At 59.0% G+C, this 21,076-nt stretch carries 17 protein-coding genes; 15 read left to right on the top strand and 2 right to left on the bottom strand.

Going from position 1 to position 21,076, the window contains the following annotated elements:
• Positions 1-339: 339 nt before the first annotated feature.
• The 6 genes from QOL84_RS10160 to prpD all read left to right on the top strand — a co-directional run bounded on the left by QOL84_RS10160 (position 340) and on the right by prpD (position 9,176).
• Positions 340-1,062, top strand: a complete 723-nt coding sequence (locus QOL84_RS10160; protein WP_171057355.1) for a GntR family transcriptional regulator — start codon at positions 340-342, stop codon at positions 1,060-1,062.
• Positions 1,059-1,952 (top strand): methylisocitrate lyase, encoded by an 894-nt coding sequence (prpB, locus tag QOL84_RS10155; protein ID WP_283437135.1) that lies wholly within the window; start codon positions 1,059-1,061, stop codon positions 1,950-1,952. The genes QOL84_RS10160 and prpB overlap by 4 nt, the downstream gene beginning before the upstream one ends.
• A gap of 149 nt (positions 1,953-2,101) precedes the next feature.
• Complete coding sequence (gene prpC / locus QOL84_RS10150) at positions 2,102-3,229, top strand: bifunctional 2-methylcitrate synthase/citrate synthase (RefSeq protein ID WP_283437134.1); 1,128 nt, start codon at positions 2,102-2,104, stop codon at positions 3,227-3,229.
• 172 nt (positions 3,230-3,401) lie between these two features.
• The gene (gene acnD, locus QOL84_RS10145) at positions 3,402-5,996 is read left to right on the top strand and encodes a Fe/S-dependent 2-methylisocitrate dehydratase AcnD (RefSeq protein WP_283437133.1); all 2,595 of its coding nucleotides are present in this window, start codon (positions 3,402-3,404) and stop codon (positions 5,994-5,996) included.
• A gap of 54 nt (positions 5,997-6,050) precedes the next feature.
• Positions 6,051-7,253: a 2-methylaconitate cis-trans isomerase PrpF gene (gene prpF / locus QOL84_RS10140; protein ID WP_283437132.1), complete on the top strand. Its 1,203-nt coding sequence runs from the start codon at positions 6,051-6,053 to the stop codon at positions 7,251-7,253.
• Positions 7,254-7,691: 438 nt separating this feature from the next.
• Entirely contained in the window at positions 7,692-9,176 is a 1,485-nt protein-coding gene (prpD, locus tag QOL84_RS10135) for a 2-methylcitrate dehydratase (RefSeq protein ID WP_283437131.1), read from the top strand.
• Between the two features lie 99 nt (positions 9,177-9,275).
• On the opposite strand, the gene QOL84_RS10130 is transcribed toward prpD, so the two are convergent.
• Positions 9,276-10,214, bottom strand: a complete 939-nt coding sequence (locus tag QOL84_RS10130; protein WP_283437130.1) for a DMT family transporter — start codon at positions 10,212-10,214, stop codon at positions 9,276-9,278.
• 91 nt (positions 10,215-10,305) lie between these two features.
• Here QOL84_RS10130 and QOL84_RS10125 point away from each other — a divergent pair, with 91 nt between their 5' ends.
• Positions 10,306-11,721 carry an aminotransferase-like domain-containing protein gene (locus QOL84_RS10125; RefSeq protein ID WP_283437129.1) on the top strand — a complete coding sequence of 472 codons (1,416 nt, stop codon included), beginning with the start codon at positions 10,306-10,308 and terminating at the stop codon, positions 11,719-11,721.
• A gap of 94 nt (positions 11,722-11,815) precedes the next feature.
• Here the strand turns inward: QOL84_RS10125 and ppsR are convergent, their stop codons facing one another.
• Positions 11,816-12,634 (bottom strand): posphoenolpyruvate synthetase regulatory kinase/phosphorylase PpsR, encoded by an 819-nt coding sequence (gene ppsR / locus QOL84_RS10120; RefSeq protein ID WP_129391417.1) that lies wholly within the window; start codon positions 12,632-12,634, stop codon positions 11,816-11,818.
• 174 nt (positions 12,635-12,808) lie between these two features.
• On the opposite strand from ppsR, the gene ppsA reads away from it, so the two are divergent.
• The 8 genes from ppsA (at position 12,809) to QOL84_RS10080 (ending at position 21,053) form a co-directional block, all read left to right on the top strand.
• Positions 12,809-15,184 (top strand): phosphoenolpyruvate synthase, encoded by a 2,376-nt coding sequence (gene ppsA, locus QOL84_RS10115; protein WP_129391420.1) that lies wholly within the window; start codon positions 12,809-12,811, stop codon positions 15,182-15,184.
• A 185-nt stretch (positions 15,185-15,369) separates the two neighbouring features.
• The gene (locus QOL84_RS10110; RefSeq protein ID WP_283437128.1) at positions 15,370-16,359 is read left to right on the top strand and encodes an alpha/beta fold hydrolase; all 990 of its coding nucleotides are present in this window, start codon (positions 15,370-15,372) and stop codon (positions 16,357-16,359) included.
• Positions 16,360-16,585: 226 nt separating this feature from the next.
• The gene (gene rraA / locus QOL84_RS10105; protein ID WP_129391426.1) at positions 16,586-17,077 is read left to right on the top strand and encodes a ribonuclease E activity regulator RraA; all 492 of its coding nucleotides are present in this window, start codon (positions 16,586-16,588) and stop codon (positions 17,075-17,077) included.
• A gap of 21 nt (positions 17,078-17,098) precedes the next feature.
• Positions 17,099-18,094 carry a zinc transporter ZntB gene (locus tag QOL84_RS10100; RefSeq protein WP_283437127.1) on the top strand — a complete coding sequence of 332 codons (996 nt, stop codon included), beginning with the start codon at positions 17,099-17,101 and terminating at the stop codon, positions 18,092-18,094.
• Between the two features lie 63 nt (positions 18,095-18,157).
• On the top strand, positions 18,158-18,406 hold the full coding sequence (locus QOL84_RS10095; protein ID WP_008076827.1) for a hypothetical protein: 249 nt from the start codon (positions 18,158-18,160) through the stop codon (positions 18,404-18,406).
• Between the two features lie 2 nt (positions 18,407-18,408).
• Positions 18,409-19,233, top strand: coding sequence for a mechanosensitive ion channel family protein (locus QOL84_RS10090; RefSeq protein ID WP_007916401.1), 825 nt, complete (start codon positions 18,409-18,411; stop codon positions 19,231-19,233).
• Positions 19,234-19,323: 90 nt separating this feature from the next.
• Positions 19,324-19,914, top strand: a complete 591-nt coding sequence (gene sigX, locus QOL84_RS10085) for an RNA polymerase sigma factor SigX (RefSeq protein ID WP_129391433.1) — start codon at positions 19,324-19,326, stop codon at positions 19,912-19,914.
• 107 nt (positions 19,915-20,021) lie between these two features.
• Positions 20,022-21,053 carry an OmpA family protein gene (locus tag QOL84_RS10080; RefSeq protein WP_283437126.1) on the top strand — a complete coding sequence of 344 codons (1,032 nt, stop codon included), beginning with the start codon at positions 20,022-20,024 and terminating at the stop codon, positions 21,051-21,053.
• Positions 21,054-21,076: the final 23 nt, after the last annotated feature.

Raw genomic sequence — 21,076 nt, 5'->3', positions numbered from 1 at the left:
GTGCGCAGCGTTCCGTTGTCGGTTCAGGTCCTTGGCAAAACTTGCGCAAGGCCCTTCGTGTGCCTATCAGCTTTTTATGACAAGCCGTATAAATGGCCAGCAAATGCGGGCGGCATTCTAGCACGGTGGTTTTATGGCGCCAGCGCTGGGGGTGGTCTATAGAAGATCAAAAGATCGCAGCCTGCGGCAGCTCCTGCACTGATCCCTGTAGGAGCTGCCGAAGGCTGCGATCTTTTAAGGTTATTAGACGATTGTCGACAATACCCATTTATCCTTTGACTGATTCGGTTGAATTAGCTAGTTTTTGCCGCATTGGATTTAAAGGTGTCGACAATCATGCTGGACCAACTCGATCCCCCGGTCATCAGCGGCGACGATTCCGAGACGCTCTCGGAAAACGTCTTCCGGCGTATTCAGGCGGCCATCGTCAAAGGCGAGATCGCCCCGGGCAGCAAGATCTCCGAGCCGGAACTGGCGCGCACTTACGGCATCAGTCGCGGGCCGCTGCGTGAGGCGATTCACCGACTCGAAGGCCAGCGCCTGCTGGTGCGCGTTCCGCACGTCGGCGCGCGGGTGGTGTCGCTCAATCATGCCGAGCTGATCGAACTCTACGAAATCCGCGAATCCCTCGAAGGCATGGCCTGCCGTCTGGCGGCCGAGCGCATGAGCGTCGAAGAAATCGACGAACTGCGCCGCGTGCTGGAAACCCATGAACGCGACGCTGCCTTTCAGGCTGGCGTTGGCTATTACCAGCAGGAAGGCGATTTCGACTTTCATTACCGGATCATCCAGGGCAGCGGCAACCGCACGCTGACGCAGATGCTCTGTGGCGAGCTGTATCAATTGGTGCGCATGTACCGCATCCAGTTCTCCACCACGCCGAATCGCCCGCGCCAAGCCTTCGCCGAACACCACCGGATTCTCGATGCCATCGCCGACCGTGACGGCGAGCTCGCGGAATTGTTGATGCGCCGCCACATCGGCGCCTCGAAACGCAACATCGCTCGTCATTACCAGGACGGCGCCCACAATAAGACAGCCACTGAACGAGGTGAGTCATGAGTTCCAAGCACAGCACTCCAGGCCAGCGTTTCCGCGATGCGGTCGCCAGCGAGCATCCATTGCAAGTGGTTGGCGCGATCAACGCCAACCACGCGCTGTTGGCCAAGCGCGCCGGTTTCAAGGCGATCTACCTGTCCGGTGGCGGGGTTGCCGCAGGCTCGCTCGGCGTGCCGGATCTGGGCATCACCGGTCTGGATGACGTGCTCACCGACGTACGCCGTATCACTGACGTTTGCGATCTGCCGTTGCTGGTCGACGTCGACACCGGTTTCGGTTCGTCGGCGTTCAACGTGGCGCGCACGGTCAAGTCGATGATCAAGTTCGGCGCGGCGGCGATTCACATCGAGGATCAGGTCGGCGCCAAGCGCTGCGGCCACCGTCCTAATAAAGAAATCGTCAGCCAGCAGGAAATGGTCGACCGCATCAAGGCTGCGGTCGATGCGCGGACCGATGACAGCTTCGTGATCATGGCGCGCACCGATGCGCTGGCGGTGGAAGGTCTGGAATCGGCACTCGATCGCGCTGCCGCGTGCATCGAGGCCGGCGCCGACATGATCTTCCCGGAAGCTATCACCGAACTGGAGATGTACAAGCTGTTCGCCAGCCGTGTGAAAGCGCCGATTCTGGCCAACATCACCGAGTTCGGCTCGACGCCGCTGTACACCACCGAACAACTGGCCGGCGCCGACGTGTCGCTGGTGCTGTATCCACTGTCGGCGTTCCGCGCGATGAACAAGGCTGCCGAAAACGTTTACACCGCGATCCGCCGCGACGGCACGCAGCAGAATGTCATCGACACCATGCAGACTCGCATGGAGCTTTACGATCGCATCGATTACCACACGTTCGAGCAGAAGCTCGATGCGTTGTTTGCACAAAAGAAAGGCTGAACAAGACCCCTGTGGGAGCGAGCCTGCTCGCGAAGGACGCCAACGATAACGCGGTGTCCCTGACGCACCGAGGTGTTCCAGCCACCTTCGCGAGCAGGCTCGCTCCCACAAGTTTTCCCCATACAAATTCAAAAAGATTGGAGAACACAATGGCCGAAGCAAAAGTACTCAGTGGCGCCGGGCTCCGTGGCCAGGTTGCCGGGCAAACCGCACTGTCCACCGTAGGCCATGCCGGTGCCGGGCTGACCTATCGCGGCTACGACGTGCGCGAACTGGCAGCCGATGCACAATTTGAAGAAGTCGCGTACCTGCTGCTCTACGGCGAGCTGCCGACCAAAGCGCAACTCGATGAATACCAAGGCAAGCTGAGCAAGCTGCGCGACCTGCCGCCAGCGCTGAAAGAAGTGCTCGAACGCATCCCCGCCGACGCCCACCCGATGGACGTGATGCGCACCGGTTGCTCGTTCCTTGGCAACATAGAACCGGAGAAAGATTTTTCCGAACAGCGCGACAAGACTGACCGTCTGCTCGCCGCGTTCCCGGCGATCATGTGCTACTGGTATCGCTTCAGCCACGACGGCAAACGCATCAATTGCGTCAGTGACGAGCCAACCATCGGCGGCCACTTCCTGCACTTGCTGCACGACAAGAAGCCGAGCGAACTGCACGTGAAAGTGATGAACGTCTCGCTGATCCTTTACGCCGAACACGAATTCAACGCCTCGACCTTCACCGCACGCGTTTGCGCCTCGACCCTGTCCGATCTGTATTCCTGCGTAACCGCCGCCATCGGTTCGCTGCGCGGCCCGTTGCATGGCGGCGCCAACGAAGCGGCGATGGAAATGATCGAACGCTTCTCGTCGCCGGAAGAGGCGATTAAAGGCACCCTCGGCATGCTTGAGCGCAAGGACAAGATCATGGGCTTCGGCCACGCGATCTATAAGGACAGCGATCCGCGCAACGAAGTGATCAAGGGCTGGGCGAAACAGCTTGCTGACGAAGTCGGTGACAAGGTGCTGTTTCCGGTCTCGGAAGCCATCGACAAGACCATGTGGGAACAGAAAAAACTCTTCCCGAACGCCGATTTCTACCATGCCTCGGCGTACCACTTCATGGGTATCCCGACCAAGCTGTTCACGCCGATCTTCGTTTGCTCGCGCCTGACCGGCTGGGCTGCGCACGTGTTCGAACAGCGCGCCAACAACCGCATCATCCGCCCAAGCGCCGAGTACATCGGCGTCGAACAGCGCAAGTTCGTGCCAATCGAACGTCGCTGAATGGTGAGTGCCAACGCCTGAGCGCAATCCCTGTAGGAGCTGCCGAAGGCTGCGATCCCTTGATCTTGATCCTGAAAAAAAGATCAAAAGATCGCAGCCTTCGGCAGCTCCTACAGGGGGGCGGCGAGACGGCATCACCCTTTGCAACTACCGTGACCCGAGTCCTGACCCGATGAACACAGAATTCCGCAAAACCCTGCCCGGCAGTCCTCTGGATTATTTCGACGCTCGCGCAGCTGTCGAAGCGATTCAGCCCGGCAGTTACGACACCCTGCCGTACACCTCCCGCGTGCTGGCGGAAAACCTTGTGCGTCGCTGCGACCCGGCAACGCTCACCGATTCCCTCAAGCAACTGATCGAGCGCAAACGCGACCTCGATTTCCCGTGGTTCCCTGCGCGCGTGGTCTGCCACGACATCCTCGGCCAGACCGCGCTGGTCGACCTCGCTGGCCTGCGCGACGCGATCGCGTTGCAAGGTGGCGACCCGGCGCAAGTCAACCCGGTGGTGCCGACGCAATTGATCGTCGACCATTCGCTAGCGGTGGAAGCGGGCGGCTTCGACAAACAGGCGTTCGAGAAAAACCGCGCCATCGAAGACCGTCGCAACGAAGACCGTTTCCACTTCATCAACTGGACCAAAAAAGCCTTCAAGAACGTCGACGTGATCCCGCCAGGCAACGGCATCATGCACCAGATCAACCTGGAGAAAATGTCTCCGGTGATTCAGGTGCGCGAGGGCGTGGCGTTCCCCGACACCTGCGTCGGTACCGACAGCCACACGCCGCACGTCGACGCCTTGGGCGTGATCGCCATTGGTGTCGGCGGCCTCGAAGCCGAGAGCGTGATGCTCGGCCGCGCCTCGTGGATGCGCCTGCCAGAAAGCGTCGGCGTCGAACTGACCGGCAAGCTGCAACCGGGCATCACTGCCACCGACATGGTGCTGGCGCTCACCGAATACCTGCGCAAACAGAAAGTCGTCGGCGCGTGGCTGGAGTTCTTCGGCGAAGGCGCTGCTGCGCTGACCCTCGGCGACCGCGCAACCATCTCCAACATGGCCCCGGAATACGGCGCCACGGCGGCGATGTTCTATATCGACCAGCAGACCATCGATTACTTGAAACTCACCGGTCGTGAAGACCAGCAAGTGCAGCTCGTCGAGCAATACGCCAAGCTCACCGGCCTGTGGGCCGACAGCCTGAAAGGCGCGCAATACGAGCGTGGTTTGAGCTTCGATCTGTCCTCGGTGGTGCGCAACATGGCCGGCCCGAGCAACCCGCACGCCCGCGTCGCGACCTCGGATCTGGCGGCCAAAGGCATCTCCGGCCAGTGGGAAGAAATCCCCGGGCAAATGCCCGACGGCGCCGTGATCATCGCCGCCATCACCAGTTGCACCAACACCAGCAACCCGCGCAACGTGATCGCCGCTGGCCTGCTCGCGCGCAACGCCAACAGGCTCGGCCTGACCCGCAAACCGTGGGTGAAATCCTCGCTGGCGCCGGGTTCGAAAACCGTCGCGCTGTACCTCGACGAAGCGGGGCTGACCACTGAGCTGGAACAGCTCGGTTTCGGTGTCGTCGCCTTCGCCTGCACCACCTGCAACGGCATGTCCGGCGCGCTTGATCCAGTGATCCAGCAAGAGATCATCGACCGCGATCTGTACGCCACCGCCGTGCTTTCCGGTAACCGCAACTTCGACGGCCGCATCCACCCGTACGCCAAGCAAGCGTTCCTCGCTTCGCCGCCACTGGTGGTTGCTTACGCCATCGCCGGGACCATCCGTTTCGATATCGAGAAGGACGTGTTGGGCGTGGTCGATGGCAAGGAAATCCGCCTCAAAGACATCTGGCCAACCGACGAAGAAATCGACGCCGTGGTGAAATCTTCGGTCAAGCCAGAGCAGTTCCGTCAGGTCTACATTCCGATGTTCGCCGTCCACGAAGACACCGGCCCGAAAGTCACGCCGTTGTACGACTGGCGCGAGATGAGCACCTACATTCGCCGTCCGCCGTACTGGGAAGGCGCACTGGCTGGCGCCCGTCCGTTGAAGGGCATGCGCCCGCTGGCGGTGCTGCCGGACAACATCACCACCGATCACCTGTCGCCATCCAACGCGATCATGCTCGACAGCGCCGCTGGCGAATACCTGGCGAAAATGGGCCTGCCGGAAGAGGACTTCAACTCTTACGCAACGCACCGTGGCGACCACTTGACCGCCCAGCGCGCAACCTTCGCCAACCCAAAACTGTTCAATGAAATGGTCGTGGAAAACGGCAAGGTCAAACAGGGTTCGCTGGCGCGCGTCGAGCCGGAAGGCAAGGTCATGCGCATGTGGGAAGCCATCGAAACCTACATGGAGCGCAAGCAGCCGCTGATCATCATCGCCGGCGCCGATTACGGTCAGGGTTCGTCCCGTGACTGGGCGGCGAAAGGCGTGCGTCTGGCCGGTGTCGAAGCGATTGCAGCTGAAGGTTTCGAGCGCATTCACCGCACCAACCTGGTGGGCATGGGCGTGTTGCCGCTGGAGTTCAAGCCGGGCACCGACCGGCACACGCTGGCCATCGACGGCAGCGAAACCTACGACGTGATCGGCGAGCGCAAACCGCGTGCGGACCTGACGCTGGTGATCCATCGCCAGAACGGTGAGCGCGTTGATGTGCCGGTGACCTGCCGTCTGGATACCGCTGAAGAAGTGTCGATCTACGAGGCCGGCGGCGTGTTGCAACGCTTCGCTCAGGACTTCCTCGAAGAGTCGGCGGTTGCCGTTTAAATCTACTGATGCAGGCGTGAGATTTCGGTCTCACGCCTGTGGTTAAGGAGCACCATGGCTCACGCAGCTACTTTCGCACCGCAGATCAAAATCCCCGCCACCTACATGCGCGGCGGCACCAGCAAAGGCGTGTTTTTCAGCCTCAAGGATTTGCCCGAAGCGGCGCAGATTCCCGGCCCGGTTCGCGACGCTTTTTTGCTGCGCGTGATCGGCAGCCCTGACCCGTACGACAAGCAGATCGACGGCATGGGCGGCGCGACTTCGAGCACCAGCAAAACCGTGATCCTGTCGAAAAGCCTCAAGGCTGATCACGACGTCGATTACCTGTTCGGCCAGGTCTCTATCGACAAGCCATTCGTGGATTGGAGCGGCAACTGCGGCAACCTCTCGGCAGCGGTCGGTTCGTTCGCCATCAGCAATGGCTTGGTCGACGCCGGCCGCATTCCGCACAACGGTGTTGCGGTGGTGCGCGTGTGGCAGGCCAACATCGGCAAAACCATCATCGCCCACGTGCCGATCACCAATGGCGAGGTGCAGGAAACCGGTGATTTCGAACTCGACGGCGTGACTTTTCCGGCCGCTGAAGTGCAAGTCGAATTCATGGACCCGGCGGCGGACGAAGAGGGCGGCGGTGGCTCGATGTTCCCCACCGGCAACCTGATCGATGAGCTGGAAGTGCCGGGTGTCGGCACGTTCAAGGCGACGATGATCAACGCCGGCATCCCGACGATTTTCGTCAACGCCGAAGACATCGGTTACACCGGCACCGAACTGCAAGGCGCGATCAACAGCGATCCGCAAGCGCTGCAGATGTTCGAGACGATTCGTGCTTACGGCGCGCTGCGCATGGGCCTGATTGCCAATCTGGATGAAGCGGCGAAACGGCAGCACACGCCGAAAGTTGCGTTCGTTGCCAAGCCTGCGGATTACCTGGCGTCCAGTGGCAAAGCGATTGCTGCCGGGGATGTGGATTTGCTGGTGCGTGCGTTGTCGATGGGCAAGTTGCACCACGCAATGATGGGCACGGCGGCTGTGGCGATCGGCACCGCCGCAGCCATTTCCGGCACGTTGGTGAACCTCGCGGCAGGTGGCGTTGAACGCAATGCCGTGCGCTTCGGGCATCCGTCCGGAACGTTGCGCGTCGGTGCTGAAGCCAGCCTGGAAAACGGCGAGTGGATCGTCAAAAAAGCCATTATGAGCCGCAGTGCTCGGGTGCTGATGGAAGGCTATGTACGCGTCCCCGGAGATTCGTTCTGATCCGAAAGTTTTACCCTCATCGGAACGCCGCCCGCCCAGCCCTCTCCCGGAGGGAGAGGGGGCCGACCGAGGTGTCTGGAGTAGTACATTGACCTGAAAGATCGAGGCGATTATGGATTCAGGGGCCGACCGAGGTGTCTGAGGTTGTATAGCGACCTGAAAGATCGAGTCGATTATGGATTCAAGAGGGCATCGAGGTGTTTGAAGTTGTTCATTGACCAGATCGATTACGGATTCAGCGCAGATCGATCACGTCGGCGAACCTCTACAACATCCCCCAATCAGTTCCCTCTCCCTCGGGAGAGGGCTAGGGTGAGGGGCCACCCACTGAAGAAACCCAAAACAAGCAGGCACCCCAGACCTGCAATCAACCAGACCAACCCAGCCAAGCCCTGAGGAAGACCGCACCACTCATCATTCCCGCACAGGAGAACCGCAATGAGCGCCAACGTCGACCTGAACAACCGCCCCGACTACGACCCTGTCCTGCAGGACATCGCCGATTACGTCCTCACCTTCAAAGTCACCTCTGCCGAAGCCCTCGACACCGCCCGCAACTGCCTGATGGACACGCTGGGTTGCGGCCTGCTGGCGCTGCGTTTCCCCGAATGCACCAAGCATCTTGGGCCAATCGTCGAGGGCACCATCGTGCCGTTTGGCGCACGCGTTCCCGGCACGTCCTATCGCCTCGACCCGGTCAAAGCCGCGTGGGACATCGGCTGCATCGTCCGCTGGCTCGACTACAACGACACCTGGCTCGCCGCCGAATGGGGCCATCCCTCCGACAACCTCGGCGGAATTCTCGCGGTGGCCGATCATTTGTCGCAGAAACGCGTGGCCAACGCTGAAGCACCGCTGACGGTTCGCGATGTGCTCGAAGCGATGATCATGGCGCACGAGATTCAAGGGGTAATCGCCCTGGAAAACTCCTTCAACCGTGTAGGACTCGATCACGTCATCCTGGTGAAAGTCGCCTCAACGGCGGTCACCGCGAAACTGATGGGCGCCAATCGCGAGCAACTGCTGTCGGCGTTGTCCCATGCGTTTGCTGACGGGCAGGCGTTGCGCACTTATCGTCATGCACCGAACGCCGGTTCGCGCAAATCCTGGGCGGCCGGGGATGCGTCGAGTCGTGGCGTGCGCCTGGCCGACATCGCCATGCGCGGCGAGATGGGCATTCCCGGGGTGCTGACGGCAAAACAGTGGGGCTTTTATGACGTGCTGTTCAGCCACACCAACAACGATCTGGCGCTGAAACCGCAGGACAAACGCGCGTTCACTTTCGCGCGCGCGTTCGGCAGTTACGTGATGGAAAACGTCCTGTTCAAGATCAGCTTCCCCGCAGAGTTCCATGCGCAAACCGCCTGCGAAGCAGCGGTGACGTTGCACCCACAAGTGCGCAATCGCCTGCACGAAATTGACCGGATCGTTATCACCACCCACGAATCGGCGATCCGCATCATTTCCAAAGTCGGGCCGCTGGCCAACGCCGCCGACCGCGATCATTGCATTCAGTACATGACTGCAGTGCCATTGGCGTTCGGCAATCTGGTCGCTGAGCAATACGAAGACGATTTCCACCGGGCGCATCCGATCATCGATGTGCTGCGCGAAAAAATGGTCATCGTCGAAGAACCGCGTTTCACTCGCGAATATCTCGAGCCCGACAAGCGCTCGATTGCCAACGCCGTGCAGGTGTTTTTCAAGGATGGCAGCAGCACTGAAAACGTTGTGGTGGAATACCCGATTGGTCACCGCCGTCGCCGTGCCGAGGGCATTCCATTGCTGGAGGACAAGTTCAAAGCCAATCTCACGACGCGTTTTACCGGGCAGCGCAGTGGCGAAATTTTCACACTGTGCAAGGATCAAACCCGACTCGAGTCCACCCCGGTCAACCGCTTCGTCGACCTGTTCGCCCTCTGAAGTTACAACCACGCTACATGTAGGAGCTGCCGCAGGCTGCGATCTTTTGATCTTGCTTTTTAAAAATCAACATCCAAAGATCGCAGCCTGCGGCAGCTCCTACACGGACCGTGTCCGCCATTTTTCGATGGGCAATTTGGTGATGGCAAACCCGCTCAACAGGATCGCCGAATAGATCATCAATTCCCGCGACAATGCCTGCCCTTCATACCAGGCGCCGATGATCACGGCGAACACCGGGAAGATGATAAACACGAACGACAGAATGATCGGGCTCAGGCGTTTCAGCAGCAAAAAATAAACGATGAATCCGCCCACCGACGCCACCAGTCCCAGGTAGAGCAGGGCACCCCACGAACGTGTGGTCACGTCGCTAAACACCGGCGCTTCAACACTCAAGCCGCCAATAAATAACATCGCCCCGGCAATGCCGATCGGCAGCGTGTTGTAGGTGATCACGCTGATCGCGCTGCCGTGTTTTTTCGTCACCACGTAGCACAGCGCATGCATCACCGCCGCACACAGAATCGCCAGTACGCCCAGCCATTCCGCCTGATCCAGATGCAGGCCCTGGCTGCGAATGATCATGAACAGACTGCCGAAACCGATGGCGATGCCGAGCATTTGCGACGGGTAGATTTTTTCGCGCAGAAACAGCGCGGAAAACAGCAGGATGAACACCGGCATGCAACTGAACAGCAGCGCCGTCAGGCCGGACGACACGTGCATCTCGCCGTAGTTGAGCAGGTAATACGGCAGACTGAAGTAGCTCAGCGTGACGAAGACAAAGAACCAGCGGCTTTGGCGCGGAAACAGCAGCGGTTCCTTGCGCAAAAGGGCGAAGCTGAGGAACAGCGGAAACGCGATCAGAAAACGCAGGCCGGCGGCGGTCAGTGGCGGCACGCTTTCAACAGCAATCTTGATCCCCAGCCACGTCGTGCCCCAACTCAGGCAGACGATCAGGAACAGCGCGCTGGTGAGCAATCCGGCGAGCCAGGGTTTGCTGATGTTGATGGGGGTGCTGATGGCGGTCGACATGGCGGCAAGCTCCGAACGGTGGAATTGACCTGATCAATGAAAAGGTTTATTGCTGATTGAACCTGTTTTCAGCACGCTATTCGGGGTGACAATGACTGTCAAAGTAAGTATTGCCATGGTGTCAATCCTCCGTGACGGCCTCGTCAACGGCGTCGGTGTGAAGTACAAGCGCCTCGCCGACGGCGTCGCGCAGGCGATTGATGAAGGCGTGATCGAGGTTGGCTGCAAGTTGCCGCCGCACCGGCTGCTGGCCGACAGCCTGGGCGTGACCATTGGCACCATCAGCCGTGCATACGGTGAGCTGGAACGGGTCGGCCTGGTCGTCGCTCGCGTCGGCGATGGCACTTATGTGTCCCAGCGTGGGATGGAGCGGGCGCAGGACAAAGGCTTTCGCAACGTCAGCGATGAGCCGCCAACCTGCTTCGACATGAGTCGGAATCAGCCGATTCCGGGGCAGGAAACCACCTTCCTGAGCCAGAGCCTGCAGGATCTCGCCAATGAGCCGGGCGTGTTGCGCCAATTGACCGGGTACACCGCCGAGGGCGGCATGGCGCGGCATCGGGTGGCGGGGGCGGTCTGGCTCAGCCATGGCGACTTCGTGCCGCACGCCGATCAGGTGCTGTGCGTCAACGGCGGTCAGCATGGTTTGCTCTGCGCGCTGATGGGGCTGCTCAAGGCCGGCGACAGCGTTGTCACCGAGCATTTGTCCTACCCGGGATTGATCAGCGTCGCACGCCAGCTCGGGATAAAACTTATCGGTGCTGCAATGGACGACGAAGGACTGTTGCCCTCAGCGCTGGAAGATATTTGCCGTCAGCATCGGGTATCGGCGCTGTATTGCACGCCGACCATCCAGAATCCCACAGCGGCGATGATGTCGGTCCTACGGCGCGAGGCGATTGCCGACGTCTGCCGCCAGCACAATCTGCTGATTGTGGAAGACGAAGCCCACGCCGTACTCGACCGCCAGCGTCCGCTGCCACTGAGTTACTTCGCGCCGGAGCGCGCGGTGTTGATCGGCAGCCTGAGCAAGGCGGTTTCCGCCGGATTGCGCGTGGGTTATCTGCATGCACCGCAAGCGTTGATCGGGCGGATCAGTTCAGCCATTCGCAGCACCTGCTGGATGGCCAATCCGTTATCGATGGAAGTGGCGAGCCTGTGGATCGAAAACGGCATGGCCGAGCATTTGCTGGATGAACAGATTAGCGAGATCGGCCGGCGCAAGACGTTGGTCGCGCCGGTGCTCAAGGGCCTGAATTACAAGACTCACACCTACAGCCCGCATTTCTGGATAGAAGTGCCTGAGTTGTGGCGGGCGTCGCAGATTGCGGCCGAGTTGAAGGAGAACAATTATCTGGTGGCGACTGCCGAATCATTTGCGGTCGGGCATGGCGCGGTGCCGCAATTCATTCGGGTGAGTGTGTGCAATGCGGTGGGGGATGACCGTTTGTTGCTGGCGGGGTTTGAAGCTCTGGCAAATGCCCTGACACAACACAATCCCTTGTAGGAGCTGCCGCAGGCTGCGATCTTTTGATTCTGTTTTTAAAAGACAAGATCAAAAAAACGCAGCCTGCGGTAGCTCCTACAGGAGGTTTGCGGGGTTATTTGAAGCGTCGTTCGACGCCTTTCTCCACCAAAATCTTCGCCGAAATCTCTTCCACCGAAAAATGCGTCGAATTGATGTGCGGAATGTTCTCGCGGCGGAACAGGTTCTCCACTTCGCGCACTTCAAATTCGCACTGCGCATAACTCGAATAGCGGCTGTTGGGCTTGCGCTCGTTGCGGATTGCGGTGAGGCGATCCGGGTCGATGGTCAGGCCGAACAACTTGTGCTGATGCGCGCGCAGGGCGGCTGGCAGGGTCAGGCGCTCCATGTCGTCTTCGGTCAGCGGATAGTTGGCCGCGCGGATGCCGAACTGCATGGCCATGTACAGGCACGTCGGTGTCTTACCGCAACGCGACACGCCCACTAGTATCAGGTCGGCTTTGTCGTAATAGTGCGTGCGCGCGCCGTCATCGTTGTCGAGGGCGAAGTTCACCGCCTCGATGCGCTCCATGTAATTGGAGTTGTGCCCGATGGAATGGGATTTGCCGACGGTGTAGGAAGAATGCTCGGTCAGTTCCTGCTCCAGCGGGGCGAGGAAGGTCGAGAAAATGTCGATCATGAAACCATTGGACGTTGCGAGAATCTCACGGATGTCCTGATTGACGATGGTGTCGAAGATGATCGGACGAAAGCCGTCGGTTTCAGCGGCTTTGTTGATTTGTTGTACCATGGCCCGCGCTTTTTCAACGCTGTCGATGTACGGTCGCGTGAATTTGCTGAAGGTAATGTTTTCGAACTGCGCCAGAAGGCTTTGACCCAGGGTTTCGGCAGTGATGCCGGTGCCATCGGAGATGAAGAAAGCAGATCGTTTCATTTGCACCTTGGGCCTTAAGCTAGTCATCAATCTTGGATATGATAGGCGCGATTTGTCGGCCGCGACTGGCCCGCATTCTCACTTATTTTCCAGGTCCAGGCCATACAACCGGCCAACGCTCCCCCGAGCAGCCGGTTTCTGAGCTTTTCCAACACAGTTAGTGGAGAGATCACCTTGGTAGAGTACGTAGTTTCCCTCGATAAGCTCGGCAAACACGATGTTGAGCATGTGGGGGGCAAGAACGCATCCCTGGGCGAGATGATCAGTAACCTGGCAGGCGCCGGTGTTTCGGTCCCCGGCGGCTTCGCCACGACGGCTCAGGCTTATCGTGATTTCCTCGAACTGAGTGGCCTCAACGACCAGATCCACGCGGCCCTCGACGCGCTCGACGTCGACGACGTCAACGCCCTGGCCAAGACCGGCGCGCAGATCCGTCAATGGATCATGGACGCCGAATTCCCTGAAAAACTCAATGCCGAGATCCGCACCGCGTTCGCCGCGCTGTCGGCCGGCAACCCTGATGTGGCCGTGGCCGTGCGTTCTTCCGCCACCGCCGAAGACTTGCCGGACGCTTCGTTCGCCGGTCAGCAGGAAACCTTCCTGAACATCCGTGGTGTGGAAAACGTTATCCGCGCCGCCAAAGAGGTGTTCGCGTCGCTGTTCAACGACCGTGCGATTTCCTACCGCGTGCACCAGGGCTTCGACCACAAACTGGTCGCCCTGTCGGCTGGCGTGCAGCGCATGGTGCGTTCGGAAACCGGTACTGCCGGCGTGATGTTCACCCTCGATACCGAATCCGGCTTCCGTGACGTGGTGTTCATCACCGGTGCCTACGGCCTGGGCGAAACCGTCGTCCAGGGCGCGGTGAACCCGGATGAGTTCTACGTGCACAAGGGCACGCTGGAGGCCGGTCGTCCGGCGATCCTGCGTCGCAACCTGGGCAGCAAAGCGATCAAGATGATCTACGGCGACGAGGCCAAGGCCGGTCGTTCGGTCAAGACTGTCGATGTCGACAAGGCTGAGCGTGCACGTTTCTGCCTGTCCGACGCTGAAGTCAGCGAGCTGGCCAAGCAAGCGATGATCATCGAGAAGCACTATCAGTGCCCGATGGACATCGAGTGGGCCAAGGACGGTGACGACGGCAAGCTGTACATCGTGCAGGCCCGTCCGGAAACCGTGAAAAGCCGCACCCAGGCCAACGTCATGGAACGTTACCTGTTGAAAGAAACCGGCACCGTGCTGGTTGAAGGTCGCGCGATTGGCCAGCGCATCGGCGCCGGCAAAGTGCGGATCATCAAGGACGTCTCCGAGATGGACAAAGTCCAGCCGGGTGACGTGCTGGTTTCCGACATGACCGACCCGGACTGGGAACCGGTGATGAAACGCGCCAGCGCCATCGTCACCAACCGTGGCGGGCGTACCTGCCACGCGGCGATCATCGCGCGTGAGCTGGGCATTCCGGCAGTGGTCGGTTGCGGCAACGCCACCCAACTGCTCAAGGATGGCCAGGGTGTGACCGTGAGCTGCGCCGAAGGCGATACTGGTTACATCTTCGAAGGCGAGCTGGGCTTCGACATCAAGAAGAACTCCGTCGACGCCATGCCGGAGCTGCCGTTCAAGATCATGATGAACGTCGGCAACCCGGACCGCGCCTTCGACTTCGCGCAACTGCCGAACGCCGGTGTCGGCCTGGCCCGTCTGGAATTCATCATCAACCGCATGATCGGGGTGCACCCGAAAGCGCTGTTGAACTACGACGGTCTGCCACAGGAAATCAAGGATAGCGTCGACAAGCGCATCGCCGGTTACGACGATCCGGTCGGTTTCTATGTCGACAAACTGGTGGAAGGCATCAGCACCCTCGCTGCAGCGTTCACGCCGAAAAAAGTCATCGTGCGTCTGTCGGACTTCAAGTCCAACGAATACGCCAACCTGATCGGCGGCAAGCTCTACGAGCCGGAAGAAGAAAACCCGATGCTGGGTTTCCGTGGCGCTTCGCGTTACATCAGCGAATCGTTCCGTGACTGCTTCGAACTCGAATGCCGCGCGCTGAAGCGTGTACGCAACGAGATGGGCCTGACCAACGTCGAAATCATGGTGCCGTTCGTGCGTACCTTGGGCGAAGCCAGTCAGGTCATCGATCTGCTCGCCGAAAACGGCTTGAAGCGCGGCGAAAACGGTCTGCGCATCATCATGATGTGCGAACTGCCATCCAACGCGATCCTTGCTGAAGAATTCCTCGAATTCTTCGACGGTTTCTCGATCGGTTCCAACGACCTGACTCAGCTGACCCTGGGCCTGGACCGCGACTCCGGTATCATCGCGCACCTGTTCGACGAGCGTAATCCGGCGGTCAAGAAGCTGTTGGCCAACGCGATTGCCGCGTGCAACAAGGCTGGCAAGTACATCGGTATCTGCGGTCAGGGTCCTTCGGATCACCCGGATCTGGCCAAATGGCTGATGGAGCAGGGCATCGAAAGCGTGTCGCTGAACCCGGACTCCGTGCTGGAAACCTGGTTCTTCCTTGCCGAAGGCCAAGCGCAGGCTTGATGAGTATGTAAGCGGCCCACTCCCCCTGTGGGAGCGGGCTTGCTCGCGAAGACGGCACACCATCGCCATAAATGTTGGCTGATACACCGAAATCGCGAGCAGGCTCACTCCTACAAAGGGCAGGGCTTTGAGATTCAAGTAGGGCGGGCTCCTGTAGATGCCGCCCTTTTTTGTGCAAGAGCATTATGCAAAGCAGCAGCAACCTATTTCCTGTCGCCCTGATCAGCGCCGAACGGCGCGGCGATCTGAGCGAAGACGTCTATCGTTTGAAACCCGGCAACAGCCCTGACTGGTCCGTGGAGATCGCCGTCACCCGTCTGGGCATGGCCGATGACTCGGCGCCACGCGGTGTGCCGGTGATTCTGTTGCACGGCAGTTTTTCCAATCGACGCTTCTGGTTTTCTCCCAAAGGCCTGGGATTGGGCGCGTACCTGACGCGACTGGGCTTCGACGTGTGGATTCCGGAGATGCGTGGCCACGGCTTGTCGCAACGCAACGAGGAATACCGGCGCAACCGTGTCGCGGACTACGCGCGCTACGATCTGCCGGCGATTGCCGCGTTCGTGCGTGAGCAGAGCGGGCAAGTGCCACACTGGATCGGTCATTCGCTGGGTGGCATCACGCTGGCGGCGGCGCTGGGTGGCGAATACCTTGGCGAGCCCGCCGTAGCCTCGGCGGCGTTTTTTGGCACGCAGGTCAGCCGCACTTACTGGCCGTTGAAAATCCCGCCGCTGGAGTGGAGCGGGCGCTTTATTCTCAAGCGCTTTGCGCAATTGTCCGGTTCGCGTCTCAAGCGCGGCCCGGAAGACGAGCCGATCGGTCTGGCCATCGAAAGCATGCGCTGGTACGGCTTGTTCGGGCGTTTTGGCGATAAGGACAAGGATTGGTGGGCTGGGCTGGCCGACGTTCAAGTGCCGGTGCTGGCGGTGAGTGCGGCGGGCGATCATCAGGATCCGACGTGGGCGTGTCGCAAACTGTTCGAGCAGGTTGGTTCCGAGCATAAGCAATTCATCAATCTGGGGCGCGAGCAGGGCTTCCACGATAATTTCGGCCATGTCGAGATGTTGGTGAGCAAAGCGGCGCAAGCTGAAGTCTGGCCGTTGGTGGCGCGCTGGCTGAGCGATCAAACGTCGCCATTGCGCGGCGAGAAGCCCGATCTGGCTGCGGCGGTCTGAGCTGAAGGCTCGGAAAAGGCCATTTCGTTCGAGTCGGCTTGCGGCTAAGATATGACGGATTGTTTGGTTCTGGTCATATTGGGTGGCTGTTTAGCGATTACGTTTCAGCGTTTGTTCAGGTTGGTTCAGCGACCATTGCATGAACTAAGGTAAACAGCGACCACCGGAACTCGTCTCAAAAGAGTGCGTCATCCTTGATCGTCTTCCTTGTTACAGGAGTTTTTCGATGAACCATTACCTCACGCCTGACCTGTGCGACGCCTATCCGGAGCTGGTGCAGGTGCTGGAACCGATGTTCAGCAATTTCGGCGGCCGTGATTCCTTCGGCGGCGAAATCGTGACCATCAAATGTTTCGAAGACAACTCGCTGGTCAAGGAACAAGTCGATCTCAAGGGCAATGGCAAGGTGCTGGTGGTCGATGGCGGCGGTTCACTGCGCCGTGCATTGCTGGGTGACATGCTCGCCGAGAAGGCCGCCAAAAACGGCTGGGAAGGGCTGGTGATCTACGGCTGCATCCGTGACGTCGACGTTATCGCGCAGACCGATCTGGGCGTGCAGGCACTGGCCAGCCACCCGATGAAAACCGACAAGCGCGGCATCGGCGACCTTAACGTCCCGGTAACGTTTGCCGGCGTGACGTTCCACCCGGGCCAATACATTTATGCGGACAACAACGGCGTGATCATCTCGCCGAGTCCGCTGAAAATGCCTGAATAAGATTTCGACAAAGGGATGCGGATGTTCGAGGAAGAAAACGCGCAATGGGGGCTGGTGCATGCCCTGGTGCTGGACGGTAAAGGCGGTGCGCGTTCGATAGCCCGGACTGAGCTCGACGATTTGCAGTTGCAGGCCCACGAAAGCCTGTGGCTGCATTGGGATCGCAGCCATCCGCAGACCCAGACCTGGCTGCGCAAATCCAGCGGTCTCAACGAATTCACCTGCGATCTGCTGTTGGAAGAGAACACCCGACCGCGTTTGTTGCCGCTGCCGGACTCCGAGCTGCTGTTGTTTCTGCGAGGGGTCAACCTCAATCCGGGTGCCGAGCCGGAAGACATGGTCTCGGTGCGGATTTTCGCCTCCGCGCAACGGGTGATTTCCCTGCGGTTACGGCCATTGCGCGCCACCGATGAACTGTTGTCGGAACTGGCCGACGACAAAGGCCCGAACACCGCGTCGGAACTGATTCTTTATCTGGCCCAGTTCCTCACCAACAAGGTGCAGGATCTGGTCACTTGCCTCTCGGAAATCGCCGATGAGGAAGAAGAAAAGATGGATGCCGACGAACGGTACACCCCCGAGCATGGGGCCATTTTGCACATCCGGCGCAGGGCTGCCGGACTGAAGCGTTTCCTGGCACCGCAGCGGGATATTTTCGGCCAACTGACGCGGATAAAAATGCCGTGGTTCGTCGATGACGATGCCGACTACTGGAACGAATTGAACAACAGCCTGACGCGCTACCTCGAAGAGCTCGAATTGACCCGAGAGCGCGTGGGGCTTGTGCTGGAGGCGGAAGACCGGCGCTTGAGCGAGCGCATGAACCGCACGATGTATCGCTTCGGGATCATCACCTGCATCTTTTTGCCGATGAGTTTCATCACCGGTCTGCTGGGTATAAATGTTGGCGGAATTCCCTTCTCCAGCAGCCCTTATGGTTTCCTGATCGCCTGTTTGACGGTGCTCGCCCTGGCCTTCGGTCAGTGGTGGTTATTTCGTCGTTTGCGCTGGGTCTGAAGATGGCGCATGTGACCCGAGCAAATCTGCCCGCGTCTTTCACAGACATCACGAGAGGTGCGTATGCACGATCCGTTTGAACAGTCTTTGCGTGACATGCTCAACGCTTCGCCGTCCAGCCGCGACGACGATGCCTGTCTGGGCCGCGTACTCAAAACCGCCAACCGCCAGGTCGGCGCCGGTGATCTGTTCAGCCTGCTGGGCCGCTGGCTGCCCGCGCTGATGATTGCCCTGAATAATGGATCGGCGCATGTCTCGCCGGTTTCCCGTCTTCGTAAACCTACCGCTCGCACTGCTGATAAGGCTGATTGAATATGGAACTCGACCTCTGGACTCAGAGCCTCGTCACTGCAATGACTGCGTTGTGGACCAAAGTAGCCAACTTCATTCCGAACCTGTTCGGCGCACTGGTCGTGCTGCTGTTGGGTTTCGTTGTGGCCAAGCTGCTCGATACCTTGCTGTCCAAATTGCTCGCCAAACTGGGTCTCGATCGCCTGATGGGCGGCACCGGTTTGACCAAGTTGATGTCGCGCGCGGGGCTGCAAGTGCCGATCTCGACGCTCATCGGCAAAATCGTCTATTGGTTCGTTCTGCTGATTTTCCTGGTTTCTGCAGCAGAATCCCTTGGACTTGAGCGAGTTTCAGCTACGCTGGATATGTTGGCGCTGTATTTGCCGAAAGTATTCGGTGCGGCCCTGGTGTTGCTGGTAGGTGTTTTGCTCGCGCAACTGGCCAACGGGCTGGTGCGCGGGGCGGCAGAAGGCGTAGGGCTCGACTACGCTTCAGGGCTTGGGCGAATTGCTCAGGGGCTGGTAATCATCATCAGCATCTCGGTCGCGATCAGTCAGCTTGAGGTCAAGACCGACCTGCTGAACCATGTGATTGTCATTGTATTGATTACCGTTGGTCTGGCGGTTGCGCTGGCCATGGGTTTGGGAAGCCGGGAAATTGCCGGTCAGATTCTTGCGGGAATCTATGTGCGTGAGTTGTATCAGGTTGGGCAACAAGTGCGTGTTGGCGAGGTCGAAGGCCAGATCGAAGAGATCGGCACGGTTAAAACCACATTGCTGACCGATGAAGGTGAGCTAGTCTCACTCTCCAATCGGATCCTGCTGGAACAGCATGTGAGTAGCCGCTAATCCGGCAAACCCTGCTAATGTATGCCGCCGCAAAATGCCAGCTGATGCTGGTTGCGGTGGACATTGACCTGACTGTCGGCACGACTTGTTTTGAATAAAGCCCAAACGCTATCTACGCGCTACGACCCCCGCGAGCTCTCTGATGAGGAGTTGGTCGCGCGCTCGCATACCGAGCTTTTTCACGTAACGCGCGCTTATGAAGAACTGATGCGGCGTTACCAGCGAACATTATTTAACGTCTGTGCGAGATATCTTGGGAACGATCGCGACGCGGACGATGTCTGTCAGGAAGTCATGTTGAAGGTGCTGTATGGCCTGAAGAACTTCGAGGGGAAATCGAAGTTCAAGACATGGCTATATAGCATCACGTACAACGAATGTATTACGCAGTATCGGAAGGAACGGCGAAAGCGTCGCTTGATGGACGCATTGAGTCTTGACCCCCTCGAGGAAGCGTCTGAAGAAAAGACGCCTAAAGCCGAGGAGAAGGGCGGACTCGATCGCTGGCTGGTGTATGTGAACCCGATCGACCGCGAAATTCTGGTGCTACGATTTGTCGCAGAGCTGGAATTTCAGGAGATCGCAGACATCATGCACATGGGTTTGAGTGCGACAAAAATGCGATACAAACGTGCTCTAGATAAATTGCGTGAGAAATTTGCAGGCATTGCTGAAACTTAGTTCAGCGCAAATATCTCTTACGTGTAGGCAAGTTCTGATAGACTTGCCGCCGAGTTGTCCCCCGGTTTGCGGGACTGCTTCACAATCACCAGATGGGGATTTAACGGATGAAACTGAAAAACACCTTGGGCTTGGCCATTGGTTCTCTGATTGCCGCCACTTCGTTCGGCGCTCTGGCACAAGGCCAAGGCGCAGTTGAAATCGAAGGCTTCGCAAAGAAAGAACAATTCGACAGCGCTCGTAACTTCAAGAACAACGGCAACCTCTTCGGTGGTTCGGTTGGTTACTTCCTGACCGACGACGTTGAACTGCGTCTGGGCTACGACGAAGTGCACAACGTACGTGCCGACAACGGCCGTAACATCAAGGGCGCCAACACCGCTCTGGACGCTCTGTACCACTTCAACAACCCAGGCGACATGGTCCGTCCATACGTTTCGGCTGGTTTCTCCGATCAGAGCATCGGTCAGAACGAGTCCGGTCGTAACCGCTCCACCTTCGCCAACGTTGGCGCTGGTGCCAAGCTGTACTTCACCGAGAACTTCTACGCCCGTGCTGGCGTTGAAGCTCAATACAATATCGACCAGGGCGACACCGAGTGGGCTCCTAGCGTTGGTATCGGTGTGAACTTCGGTGGCGGCTCCAAGCCTGCTGCTGCTCCAGTTCCAGCACCAGCTGAAGTCTGCTCCGACAGCGACAACGACGGCGTTTGCGACAACGTTGACAAGTGCCCGGACACCCCAGCCAACGTAACTGTTGACGCTGATGGCTGCCCAGCAGTTGCTGAAGTTGTTCGTGTTGAGCTGGACGTTAAGTTCGATTTCGACAAGTCTGTTGTTAAAACCAACAGCTACGGCGACATCAAGAACCTGGCTGACTTCATGAAGCAGTACCCATCCACCACCACTACTGTTGAAGGTCACACTGACTCCGTCGGTCCTGACGCTTACAACCAGAAACTGTCCGAGCGTCGTGCAAACGCCGTTAAGCAAGTTCTGACCAACCAGTACGGTGTTGAATCGTCCCGCGTTCAGTCTGTTGGCTACGGCGAATCCCGCCCAGTTGCTGACAACAAAACTGAAGCTGGCCGCGCTGTAAACCGTCGCGTAGAAGCGCAGGTTGAAGCTCAAGCTAAGTAATTAGCTGCCGCTCTGAGGAAAGC

The organism is Pseudomonas helmanticensis, assembly GCF_900182985.1.
Classification (GTDB): domain Bacteria; phylum Pseudomonadota; class Gammaproteobacteria; order Pseudomonadales; family Pseudomonadaceae; genus Aquipseudomonas; species Aquipseudomonas helmanticensis.
The sequence above is the reverse complement of the archived record's forward strand: the minus strand, read 5'-3'. Positions and strand labels throughout refer to the sequence as shown.